The sequence below is a fragment of the Pseudooceanicola sp. NS-SX8 genome, from assembly GCF_057380755.1.
Window position 1 is genome coordinate 1593793 of record NZ_CM170819.1, and the last position, 11251, is coordinate 1605043.

Sequence of the window (11251 nt, forward strand, 5' to 3'; positions counted from 1 at the left end):
TCCGGTAAAGCGGCAGGCCACAGGCAGATAGACCTGGTTAATGAACGGCCAAGCTTCGAAGGGCGTTCCAACATTTTGAATTTTGGGATTTTTATGGTGCCGCAGGGGAGGATTGAACTCCCGACCTCACCCTTACCAAGGGTGCGCTCTACCACTGAGCTACTGCGGCATCCTGGGCGTTTTGCAGATCGTCTGATCGCGTCCCGTCCGGGTGCCGATCACCGTTTCCAGCGACCGTGGGCGGGTGATTAGACGCAAACCGCCGGGGGTGCAAGCACAATCTGGACGCTTTTTTGCGGCTGCTTTACAGAAGGCTCATGGCAAGGAAACCAGGTGCAGAAAAAGACGCGCTGACACGCGAGGACAGGCTGAAATCGGCGCTGAAGGCGAATCTCGCCCGGCGCAAGGCGCAGGCCAGGGCACGCGCCGCGTCGGAGGACGAACACGATTCTTCCGATGCGGCCAAAAAACAGAAAGAGGACTGAGGCAGATGGATTCGATCCTGGTAACGGGCAATGGCCCGCTGAAAGGCAGTATTCCGATCGCAGGTGCAAAAAACGCCTGCCTGACGCTGATGCCGGCGACACTTCTCTCCGAGGAGCCGCTGACCCTGACCAACGCGCCGCGGCTGAGCGACATCAAGACGATGTCTTCGCTGTTGCAGTCGCTGGGGGGCGAGGTGGCCCGGATGTCTGACGGAAAGGTCCTGGCGCTTTCCAGTCACGACCTGACGTCCACATGGGCAGACTACGACATCGTGCGGAAAATGCGGGCGTCCAACCTGGTGCTGGGGCCGCTGCTTGCGCGAATGGGGCACGCAGAAGTCTCCCTGCCGGGCGGGTGCGCCATCGGGGCGCGGCCGATGGACCTCCACGTGCATGGCCTGGAGGCGCTTGGCGCCGAGATCGAGCTGAAAGAGGGCTACCTCTATGCGAAGGCGCCGAAGGGGCTGAAGGGGGCGGAAATCGCGCTGCGCTTCGCCTCTGTCGGGGCAACGGAAAACATCGTCATGGCCGCGACCCTGGCGAAAGGAACGACCGTTCTGACCAATGCCGCCCGTGAGCCGGAGATCGTCGACCTGGTGAAGTGCCTGCGGTCCATGGGCGCGCAGATCGAAGGCGAGGGGACCGAGCGGATCGAGATCCAGGGTGTTGACCGCTTGCACGGGACGACGCACCAGGTGGTTGCGGACCGGATCGAACTGGGCACCTACATGCTGGCCCCGGCCATCGCCGGTGGTGAGGTCGAGTGCATCGGCGGCAGTCTCGAACTGCTGGGGGCTTTTGTCGAAAAGCTGCAGATGGCGGGCGTGTCCGTGGAAGCGACGGAGCGTGGGGTGAAGGTGTCGCGCCACGGTGGCCGCATCCAGGCCGTGGATGTGAAGACCGAAGTGTTCCCGGGCTTCCCGACGGACCTTCAGGCGCAGATGATGGCGCTGCTCTGCACGGCAGAGGGCACTTCCGTTCTGGAAGAGACCATTTTCGAGAACCGCTTCATGCATGCGCCGGAACTGGGCCGTATGGGCGCCCAGATCGAAGTGCACGGCGGGACCGCCAAGGTCCATGGCGTTGAGCGTCTGAAGGGCGCGCCGGTCATGGCGACGGACCTTCGCGCCTCTGTCTCGCTCATCCTGGCCGGCCTCGCCGCCGAGGGGGAGACCCTCGTGAGCCGGGTGTATCACCTCGATCGCGGTTACGAACGCGTCGAGGAGAAGCTGTCTGCCTGTGGAGCCAAAGTCGAACGGATTGCCGAGCAATGACCGAAGATGCACGTTTCGAAGATGGCGGGGAAAGCCCGCTGAACCTTGGTGCCCTGACCGATGAAGACCTGCAGGTCCTTTCGGCGCTTGTCCAGGACGCGATCCTGCCCGTGTCCGAAATGCGCTGGTTCAAGGATGAACGCCGCTTTGCGATGCTGCTCAATCGCTTCCGCTGGGAGGACAAGGGGCGGGAACGCCACGGGGCCGAGCGTGTACGCTCTCTGCTTGTCTTCGAGAACGTGCTGGCGGTTGCCAGTCAGGGGGTCACGCGGGACGATCCGGAGATGATCCTTTCGACGCTCTCGCTGGAGTTTCGTCCCGATGCGGAGCCGCCCTCCGGTGAGGTTCTGATTACCCTGGCCGGTGACGGGACGATACGGCTTCGTGTCGAAGCACTGGAAGCGGTGCTGAAGGATGTGACCCGCCCGTATCGTGCACCCTCCGGCAAGGTGCCGGATCACGGCGCCTGAAACCACGGGGCAAACAATGCAGCACAGGGCGGAGACGTCCGGTGCTGCCTTGAACCTCTTGCCTGCTTCGGTCTAGAGAGTTCCGACTTCCCGGAGGGTTCCATGCCGCATTTCCTGTCCACGACCGAGACCGACTTCGAAGCCCGTTTTACGGCCCTTCTGGGCGCAAAGCGCGAGGATTCCCCGGATGTTGATGATGCCGTGGCGCAGATCATTGCAGATGTCCGGGCGCGCGGCGATGCCGCCCTGCTGGAGCTGACCGCGAAATTCGACCGGCTGGAGCTGACCGCCGACACGCTGGCGTTCACCGCCGAAGAAATCGATGCGCAGTGCGCAAAGGTTTCCGCGGAAGAGAAGCAGGCGCTGGAAACGGCTGCGCAGCGGATCCGGGCCTACCACGTGCGCCAGATGCCGGAAGACGCCTTCTGGACCGACCCTGACGGGGCGTCCCTTGGTTGGCGCTGGACGGCGGTCTCGGCGGCCGGTCTCTATGTGCCGGGCGGGCTCGCTTCCTACCCTTCGTCCGTTCTGATGAACGCAATTCCGGCCAAGGTGGCCGGGGTGGAGCGGCTGGCGATCGCGGTGCCGACGCCGGACGGAAAGGTGAACCCGCTGGTGCTGATGGCGGCCCGGCTCGCCGGGGTGGACCAGATCTATCGCATCGGCGGCGCCCAGGCGATTGCAGCGCTGGCCTACGGGACGGAGACGGTGAAGCCCGTCGACAAGATCACCGGGCCCGGCAACGCCTATGTCGCGGCGGCCAAGCGTCGGGTTTTCGGCAAGGTCGGCATCGACATGATCGCGGGACCTTCCGAGATCCTGGTGATCGCGGATGCGGACAACGATCCCGACTGGCTGGCGCTTGATCTGATGAGCCAGGCCGAGCATGACGAGAGCGCCCAGTCGATCCTGATCACCGACAGCGAGGCGCTTGCCTCCGCCGTGGCCGAAGCGGTCGAGAAGCGGCTGGAAACGCTTGAACGGCGGGCGATCGCCGGGGCAAGCTGGAAGGACTTCGGGGCTATCATCACCGTGCGGGACATGGATGAAGCCGCGGCCCTTTCGAACCGTATCGCGCCCGAGCACCTGGAAATCTGCACTGCGGACCCGCTTGAACTGTCTGAGAAGTGTCAGCACGCGGGCGCGATTTTCTTGGGCGGCTGGACGCCGGAGGCAATCGGTGACTACGTCGGCGGCCCGAACCACGTCCTTCCGACGGCACGTTCCGCGCGCTTTTCTTCCGGCCTGTCGGTGATGGACTTCCTCAAGCGGACCACCCTGTCGCAGATGACGCCCGCCGCGTTGAAGGCGATCGGACCCGCTGCCGAACGTCTGGCGATTTCGGAAAGCCTGGAGGCGCACGGCCTGTCTGTCCGGGCGCGACTCGATCGGCTCAATGAAGGCTGATCCTTGTGTCGGTTGCGTTACGGAATGATTTCAGTAACGTGACGCAACTTCACCAAGGCACCAAGTTGCAGTAGCGTTTTTCTGCGATGCAGCATAAACTGTAGGCGAGGGGAATTCCGTCCGGAGTCCGAGGGAAACGCAACATGTCCCATATCGCGCATATCGAACTCGACGACCGAAATCTGCCGCCTCCCACGCCGGAGATCGAGCAGGAGCGGCGTGTCGCCATCTTCGACCTGATGGAGGAGAATTCCTTCAGCCTGCCCAAGCGGGATGACCGTATCGTGCCCGACGGGCCGTACAAGGTTGGCCTGTCCATCCGTGACAAGCGGCTGGTCTTCGACGTCCAGACCGAAGCGGGGGAGGCTGCGGCACAGTTCCTGCTGTCGCTTGGTCCGTTCCGTCAGGTCGTGAAGGATTACTTCGCGATCTGCAAAAGCTATTTTGATGCGGTGAAGAATCTGCCCCCTGCGCAGATCGAGACCATCGACATGGCGCGCCGGGGCATTCATGATGAAGGCGCGCGCGTGCTGGAAGAACGACTCGAAGGCAAGGCCATCGTCGACCACGACACGGCGCGACGGCTGTTCACGCTGATCTGCGTGCTGCACTTCGGAGGGTAATGAGGTCTTGCCAGCGGAACGTCCGCAATCGGTTTTGTTCTGCTGCGACCACAACGCGGTGCGTTCGCCCATGGCCGAGGGCATCATGAAGAAATTCTACGGCATGGACACCTACGTGCAGTCCGTGGGGGTCCACAATGACCTTGAAATCGACGGGTTTGCCATCGCGGCCTGCAAGGAGGTCGGGGTGGAGCTGTCGCGCCACAGGTCCCGTTCCTTCGAAGAGATGCAGCAATGGGGGGACGACCTCAGTTCCTTCGACCTCGTGGTCGCGCTGTCGCCTGCCAGCCAGCGCTCCGCCCTGGAGCTGACCCGCTACTTCCATCTTGATGTCGAGTACTGGCCGATCATGGACCCGACGGGCATCGGGGAGACAAGGGATCAGAAGCTGAACGCCTACCGGCAAAGCCGGGATCAGATCATCAACCGACTGAAGGACCGTTTCGGTCCCCCTACCGAGGCCGCATGACCCAGATTATCCAGCGCTACTTCGACGCCTTCAACGCGGGCGACACCGATGCCATGCTCGAATGCCTTTCCGAAGACGTCAAACACCATGTCAACGAGGGGAAGATCCGTGTAGGCAAGGCGCTCTTTGCCGAATTCAACGATCACATGACCCGCTGCTACAAGGAACTGCTGACCGACATGGTCCTGTTCGAGGCCGAAGGCGGGCGCCGGATGGCTGCGGAATTCGTCGTGAACGGAACCTATCTTGCGACGGATGAGGGCCTGCCCGAAGCGACGGGGCAGACCTATCGCCTGCCGGCTGGCAGCTTCTTTGACGTCGATGAAGCCGGGCTTATCTCTCGCGTGACCACCTACTACAACCTTGCGGACTGGGTGGCCCAGGTCTCCGCATGAAGGTCGAGGTCCTGACGGGGCAGGCGCTGGAAGCGGCGCTTGATGACGTGGCGCGGCTTCGGATCGAGGTCTTTCGCGCCTTCCCCTATCTCTACGATGGGGACCTTGCCTATGAGCGGCAGTATCTGTCGGACTACCTTTCGCCGTCCGCGATCGTCGTGGCAGCGATCGATGACGGCCGCGTTGTCGGTGTGGCGACCGGGATGGGAATGGAAGCCCATGCCGACGATTTCTCCGCCGCGTTCTCTGGTCGTTCAGAGCCGCTGGAAGAGGTCTTCTACTGTGCCGAGTCGGTCCTGTTGCCCGAATATAGGGGCAGGGGACTGGGCCATGCCTTCTTCGATGCGCGTGAGGCGCATGCACACCGTCTGGGGCGGCGCTACAGTGCGTTCTGCGGGGTGGTGCGTGCAGCGTCCCATCCTGCGCGCCCGCCTGACTATCGACCTTTGGATGATTTCTGGCGCAAGCGAGGCTATGCGCCCCTTCCCGGCGCGGTTGCACATTTCCGCTGGAAGGATATCGGTGAACAGACGGAGACGGAGCACCCCCTGCAGTTCTGGATGAAGACCCTATGAAGCTCGCCACCGCCGCATATCCGCTGACCTACTTTAAGGACTGGTCTGCCTATGAAGAGAAGCTGACCACCTGGATCGCCGAGGCGGCGGGGCAGGGCGCGGAATTGCTTGTCTTCCCTGAATACGGAGCGATGGAGCTGGCCACGCTTGGCGGACGGGAAGTCTGTGCGGATCTCGCGCGCGCAACCCGGCAGGTTTCTGACCTCATGGAGGATGCGAACCAGCTGCACCGCGATCTTTGCGTAAGGCATGGTGTTCACGTCCTGGGGGCCTCTGGTCCGTTGATGCGTGCGGACGGCACCACGGTAAATCGTGCGCATCTGCATACTCCAACGGGGCAGACCGGTTTTCAGGACAAGGTGGTGATGACCCTGTGGGAAAAGGACCCGTGGGAAGTCACGGGGACAGGGCCGTTGAAGGTCTTTGATACGGCGGTGGGGAAACTGGCGGTGAACATCTGCTACGACAGCGAGTTCCCCCTTCAGGCCCGGGCACAGCGCGAGGCAGAGCTGCTTTTGGTGCCTTCGGCCACCGACAAGTTGGAGGGGTATTGGCGTGTCCGCATTGGCGCCATGGCGCGTGCCTTGGAAAACCAGTGCGTCAGTGTCATGTCATCCATAGTCGGGGCGTTTCCGGAGCTGGACGCGGTGGACGTCAGTGTCGGGATGGGTGGTGTCTTCGGCCCTCCGGATGAAGGTTTCCCGCCGACGGGTGTCATCGCCGAAGGCGTGCTGAATCAGCCGGGCTGGACCTTTGCGGACATCGACCTGGACGCGGTGCGTCGCGTCCGCCGGGCGGGCAATGTTCGCAATCTGCGGGACTGGGATGTGCAGGCTGGCGAGGATTCCGTCGAATGCTGTGAGCTGCGCTAGATTATTCCCTTGAATTTCTACCAAAGAGCGACCATTTACGCGGCACGGCCGCGCTATCGCGGCTTACACGCAACACAGGAGACCACATGGCCAAGGAAGACATTCTCGAATTCCCCGGCGTCGTGAAGGAACTCCTGCCGAATGCGACTTTCCGGGTCGAGCTCGAGAACGGCCATGAAATCATCGCACATACGGCAGGGAAGATGCGCAAGAACCGCATCCGCGTTCTGGCCGGCGACAAGGTGCAGGTCGAAATGACCCCCTACGATCTGACCAAAGGTCGGATCAACTACCGCTTCAAGTGACGCCGCGCGGTTTCGCGCGGCGACTGTCTTTGCAGACACACGTCTTTGAAAAGAGGGCCTGATTTGAAACTCGTCCTCGGTTCGGGAAGCCCCCGGCGGCTGGAACTTCTGGCCCAGCTGGGGGTGGTTCCCCACGATATCCGCCCCCCAGACATAGATGAGACCCCCGCCCGGGGAGAGCTCCCACGTCCCTACTGCCAGCGAATGGCGAGGGAGAAGGTCGCGGCCGTTGTCGCAGCGGACGATGAAATCGTCCTGTGCGCAGATACCACCGTTGCGCTCGGCCGGCGTATCCTTGGCAAGCCTGCCGATGCGGGAGAGGCTGCCGCCTTCCTGCATGCGATGTCCGGGCGCCGCCATCGGGTCATCACCGCAGTTGCCGTCAAGATCGGGCCGCGTGTCTGGGAACGTGACGTTGTCACCGCGGTCCAGATGAAACGTCTCTCCGACGTGGAGGTGAATGGATATCTCGCCACTGGCGACTGGCAGGGCAAGGCCGGAGGCTACGGCATCCAGGGGCCCGCAGGGGCTTTCGTGCCGTGGATCCAGGGTTCCTTCTCGGCCGTGATGGGACTTCCAGTGGCAGAGACCGCCACGCTGTTGAGTGCGGCCGGCTGGCCGCTGTGGCAAGATCCGGAGGTTGGCACATGAAGGGCCGTCAAATCGTTCTCGACAAGGTGACGCAGCCCGATGCGTCCGGCACGCCCACGGAATGTGAGGTCGCGGCCCTTTTCGAGGACGGCAAGCTTGTCGATCTGCTGGTCGAGGATCCGGACCAGGTTCCCGTCGGGACGATCTACCGCGCCGTCGCGGATCGCCCGGTCAAGGGGCAGGGCGGCATGTTCCTTAAGACCCCGGATGGCAATGCCTTCGTGCGGCAGGTCAAGGGGATCAGCCCCGGCGACACGATGCTGGTGCAGCTGACCGGCAGCCCCGAGGCCGGCAAGGCGCTTCCGGTGACCACGAAGGTTCTCTTCAAGGGGCGCTATGCGATCGTCACGCCTGGCGCACCGGGAATGAACATTTCCCGTTCGATCAAGGATGACGACCTGCGTGACGGCCTGCTTGAGATCGCGCATGAGGTATTTGCCTCTCACCCCGTGGCTGGGGCGGGTGCGGGGCTGATCCTCCGGTCTGCCTGTGCAGAGGCGGACCTGGCTGACATCGCAGATGAGATCGCGGCGGAAATCGCCGATCTGGCGGAGCTGGCGGCGCAGGTCATGGGCGACGAGGGCAGCGCGCCGGAGCTGCTGGTCGACGGGCCGCGTGCGCACGAGCTTGCCCTGCGCGACTGGGACCGTGGTGAGATCCTGGAGCAGGACGCCCATGGGCCCAAGGAGGCGCTGCTGGAGGCGCTTGGCGGCTATGACCAGCTGGAGACCGAATTCCTGGACCGGACGCCCTTGAGTGGCGGGGGGCATCTCTTCGTGGAGGTGACGCGTGGCGCTGTCTGTGTCGACGTCAACACCGGCGGTGACAACAGCCCGGCAGCCGGGTTCAAGGCAAACCTGGCGGCTGTGCGAGAACTGCCGCGTCAGCTGCGGGTGCGCGGGCTTGGCGGGATCATCTACCTCGACCTCGCGCCGATGGGGAAGAAGGACAGGCGCCAGTTCGAAAGCGCGATGAACGCGGCATTCCGCAGGGATCCCGTGGAAACTGTTCTGGCAGGCTGGACCCCGCTCGGGAATTTCGAGCTTCAGCGCAAACGTGCACGGGCGCCGCAGGACGCCTTTATCCGGAAGATGCTGCAAGGGGGACAATGATGGCCTGTCCCATCTGTAACCGGAAGCCGGATCCCGCCCTGCATCCCTTCTGTTCCGCCCGCTGTGCCGACGTGGATCTGGCACGTTGGTTATCGGGAACATATGCGATCCCTTCCAGGGATCCTGAAGACATCGAGGCAGCGCTGGACGCGACCGAAGAGTTGTTGTCAGGCTCGGAACCCGGATCGCGTCTTTCCTGATATTTTTCATGGTGTTGCATGGCGCTGAGGGCGATTTTCGGTGGACCGGGAAGAGCGTTGGATCTTTTTGTAAAATTCCTCTGGACACTCTCCCCGGCGTCGCCTAGAACGCCTCCACCCGACGGCGAGGCCGTCACCCGTGCCCGGGTAGCTCAGGGGTAGAGCAGTGGATTGAAAATCCTCGTGTCGGTGGTTCGATTCCGCCCCCGGGCACCACTTTTACCAATTTAAACAAAGCCTTAGGTTGGCGAGGTGGCAAAGCTCATGCCGATAAGATGCTCGTGGGTATCACTTGGGTAGCATTTCGAGCCTACCCCGTGCCGGGTCTCTATCGGCTCTTTCTCCTAAGTGTGATCTCACCAGCGGCGTTTAATCCGAGATTCCAAGATCGGTTTTGCCAGTACTGTCCCTTTAGTTCGGTCGCACCCTCGTTCACATTGAGTACGGCAGACCCGTAAAACTTGGGTTGGTCCGTCACCGCGAGAGGCTGAGAGTTGTCTTGCTTGTTGGTCTGCTCGTAGACCCATGCAACCGATTTTTTCCCATTCTCTGACTTGAAAAATTCCACGGAGATTGTCTCGGAACTCAGCAATGGCGTGTTTTCGTTCGGTAGGAAGGCCACGTCGGTCCGAAACCACGTCTGTTTGATTTTCACATCAAAATTCGCTTCCAAAAGTCCGGGGCGCTCGTCGTTGACAGGATCAAAGGTGATTTCGTTACTGGCGGCGGCGGTTTTCAGGCGTTCTACAATCAGCCAATTGGACTGGATCGTTACATCCCACTCGCCGTTCAGGTCAGGAAAGTAGCGATTTGCGAACCATGGCCCTGCCAAAGGTAGCTTCCAAAGAAGACGCCAGCCTGGCGCGACGATGAACAGCGCAATGCTACCCCAGATGACCCCCGCGACAACTCTAGAAGTCAGTAGGTTGGCAACTGGCGATCCCAGAACAGGCAAGTTGGCGGCAAGCCAAGTCTCGATCCAGCCAACGGCAAGCGGTGAGGCCAAAGCCAGATAGACCGCCAAGGTGATCCAGAACGAAAGGGAAACAAACTTTGCCACGATGCTCAACCTCTGGTATTGAAGACTCGGTCCAGTGCCCCCAAGTATATGGGCAAGCGGCGTCACCACCACAAGATAAGACCAGAAGAGGGACAGTTTAATGCCTGTTAATGCACATAAAGCCTTCGTGTCCCGCCCCTCGGGTTACAAGTTCGCATTGAACCTTTCGGAGGAGCAGGAACGGACACTGCGGGACGCTCGGGATGAGATTCGCAGCGCAATCTCCTCGCAGTTTGGGTCGTTTGCGAAAGCTCTGGGTGATCAGGTCCTGTTCGAAGATCAAGCGCCAGAACTTGTGCGTAGTTACCAGACCCCGAAGTTCAGGATGCAGGGCAGCTTCTCGTACCACACTTGCAACCAACCCGCGCATGTGCCGCCTCAGGAGATTGACTTGGACGATGGGCTTTTCATGCCCGTCTCCTACTTTCAAAAGGGTGGAGACAGGTCGCCGGTTGTCCAAAGCGCCGCCTACTTTTTCATTATCGAGCGCATTCTAGCGCCACTTTGCGACAAAAAGGGTTGGCAACTCGTTACGGACAAGCCTTCGTGCATTCGAGTGAAGATTGACGACACCATGCATACCGATCTCGCACTATACTCGGTGCCGGATACGGATTTTCAGCGCATCGTGAAAGATGCCCAAAGTCGTGGTGTAGACTTCACAGCCGAACTAATGATGGAAGACACCGCGTATAGAATGTTGTCTCACGACGAGATGATGCTCGCGCACCGAAACGAGGGTTGGATGAAATCCGACCCGCGAAAGCTCGAAGACTGGTTTGTCGATGCCGTGAAACAATACGGCGAGCAGGTCCGAACCGTCAGCCGCTATCTAAAGGGCTGGAAAGACTTCCAATGGCCCGAAGGAAGGTTGGCATCAATTGCACTGATGGCCGCAGTCGTGTCGGTCTTTGAGAAGGCGTCGGCAGCAATTGCCAGCGACAGGGACGATCTGGCGTTGTTGCGGGTCGCAGAAGACTTGCCCGACTTTCTCGCCAATGACATTCCAAACCCGGTCGTAGAAGGCGCGCGGTTGGATCAGGGTTGGTCACCTGAGGAACGCGGCGATTTCGTTGCGAAGGCCAGAGTGCTTGCTGAGCGCCTGAAAGACGCGCTGACACAGACGTCAGACCGCACGGCAGCTTTCGAAGCCCTACAACACCAATTGGGCGGGCGTATCCCAGACGATCTCACCCTCTATGTGCCCGACGCTGGCCTTGAGACAAAGGCAAGCGAGTTGGCTGCACCTGCTGCCCTTACTTTGGGGATTGTGGAAAAGGTTGACGCTGAGCAAAGCAATGACCTCGCCGCTGTGAACAAGCAGGGCGGAGGCCGCTACGGGTAGTCGGCATT

15 protein-coding genes and 2 tRNA genes are annotated in these 11251 nt (G+C 61.3%); 15 read left to right on the forward strand and 2 right to left on the reverse strand.

All coding sequences use genetic code 11. From position 1 onward, the window contains the following. Positions 1-94: 94 nt before the first annotated feature. Positions 95-169: transfer RNA gene (locus AC2IR1_RS07225), tRNA-Thr, on the reverse strand. A 148-nt stretch (positions 170-317) separates the two neighbouring features. Between AC2IR1_RS07225 and AC2IR1_RS07230 the strand changes: the two genes are divergently transcribed. From AC2IR1_RS07230 to AC2IR1_RS07295, 14 genes are all read left to right on the forward strand, one after another. Beyond that, positions 318-485 (forward strand): hypothetical protein, encoded by a 168-nt coding sequence (locus tag AC2IR1_RS07230; RefSeq protein WP_486475609.1) that lies wholly within the window; start codon positions 318-320, stop codon positions 483-485. A gap of 5 nt (positions 486-490) precedes the next feature. Further along, positions 491-1759, forward strand: a complete 1269-nt coding sequence (gene murA, locus AC2IR1_RS07235; protein ID WP_486475610.1) for a UDP-N-acetylglucosamine 1-carboxyvinyltransferase — start codon at positions 491-493, stop codon at positions 1757-1759. Then, positions 1756-2229: a DUF2948 family protein gene (locus tag AC2IR1_RS07240; protein WP_486475611.1), complete on the forward strand. Its 474-nt coding sequence runs from the start codon at positions 1756-1758 to the stop codon at positions 2227-2229. Before murA ends, AC2IR1_RS07240 begins: the two co-directional genes overlap by 4 nt. Before the next feature lie 102 nt (positions 2230-2331). After that, positions 2332-3636, forward strand: coding sequence for a histidinol dehydrogenase (gene hisD, locus AC2IR1_RS07245; RefSeq protein ID WP_486475612.1), 1305 nt, complete (start codon positions 2332-2334; stop codon positions 3634-3636). A 143-nt stretch (positions 3637-3779) separates the two neighbouring features. Next, complete coding sequence (locus AC2IR1_RS07250) at positions 3780-4259, forward strand: UPF0262 family protein (RefSeq protein WP_486475613.1); 480 nt, start codon at positions 3780-3782, stop codon at positions 4257-4259. A gap of 7 nt (positions 4260-4266) precedes the next feature. Beyond that, positions 4267-4728: an arsenate-mycothiol transferase ArsC gene (locus AC2IR1_RS07255; protein ID WP_486475614.1), complete on the forward strand. Its 462-nt coding sequence runs from the start codon at positions 4267-4269 to the stop codon at positions 4726-4728. Beyond that, a complete protein-coding gene (locus tag AC2IR1_RS07260; RefSeq protein WP_486475615.1) occupies positions 4725-5123 on the forward strand; it encodes a ketosteroid isomerase-related protein in 399 nt (132 codons plus the stop codon). The genes AC2IR1_RS07255 and AC2IR1_RS07260 overlap by 4 nt, the downstream gene beginning before the upstream one ends. Further along, complete coding sequence (locus AC2IR1_RS07265; protein WP_486475616.1) at positions 5120-5698, forward strand: GNAT family N-acetyltransferase; 579 nt, start codon at positions 5120-5122, stop codon at positions 5696-5698. The genes AC2IR1_RS07260 and AC2IR1_RS07265 overlap by 4 nt, the downstream gene beginning before the upstream one ends. Then, positions 5695-6570, forward strand: coding sequence for a carbon-nitrogen hydrolase family protein (locus tag AC2IR1_RS07270; protein WP_486475617.1), 876 nt, complete (start codon positions 5695-5697; stop codon positions 6568-6570). Before AC2IR1_RS07265 ends, AC2IR1_RS07270 begins: the two co-directional genes overlap by 4 nt. An 86-nt stretch (positions 6571-6656) precedes the next feature. Next, positions 6657-6875, forward strand: a complete 219-nt coding sequence (gene infA / locus AC2IR1_RS07275; RefSeq protein WP_010137880.1) for a translation initiation factor IF-1 — start codon at positions 6657-6659, stop codon at positions 6873-6875. 63 nt (positions 6876-6938) lie between these two features. Continuing rightward, entirely contained in the window at positions 6939-7526 is a 588-nt protein-coding gene (locus AC2IR1_RS07280; RefSeq protein WP_486475618.1) for a Maf family protein, read from the forward strand. Next, complete coding sequence (locus tag AC2IR1_RS07285; protein ID WP_486475619.1) at positions 7523-8638, forward strand: ribonuclease E/G; 1116 nt, start codon at positions 7523-7525, stop codon at positions 8636-8638. Before AC2IR1_RS07280 ends, AC2IR1_RS07285 begins: the two co-directional genes overlap by 4 nt. Further along, positions 8638-8838 (forward strand): DNA gyrase inhibitor YacG, encoded by a 201-nt coding sequence (locus tag AC2IR1_RS07290; RefSeq protein ID WP_486475620.1) that lies wholly within the window; start codon positions 8638-8640, stop codon positions 8836-8838. Before AC2IR1_RS07285 ends, AC2IR1_RS07290 begins: the two co-directional genes overlap by 1 nt. A gap of 141 nt (positions 8839-8979) precedes the next feature. Next, positions 8980-9054 (forward strand) — tRNA-Phe (locus AC2IR1_RS07295). 112 nt (positions 9055-9166) lie between these two features. Here the strand turns inward: AC2IR1_RS07295 and AC2IR1_RS07300 are convergent. Further along, entirely contained in the window at positions 9167-9898 is a 732-nt protein-coding gene (locus AC2IR1_RS07300; RefSeq protein ID WP_486475621.1) for a hypothetical protein, read from the reverse strand. Positions 9899-9998: 100 nt separating this feature from the next. Here AC2IR1_RS07300 and AC2IR1_RS07305 point away from each other — a divergent pair, with 100 nt between their 5' ends. Continuing rightward, positions 9999-11243, forward strand: coding sequence for a CBASS cGAMP synthase (locus tag AC2IR1_RS07305; protein WP_486475622.1), 1245 nt, complete (start codon positions 9999-10001; stop codon positions 11241-11243). The last annotated feature ends 8 nt before the right edge of the window (positions 11244-11251 follow it).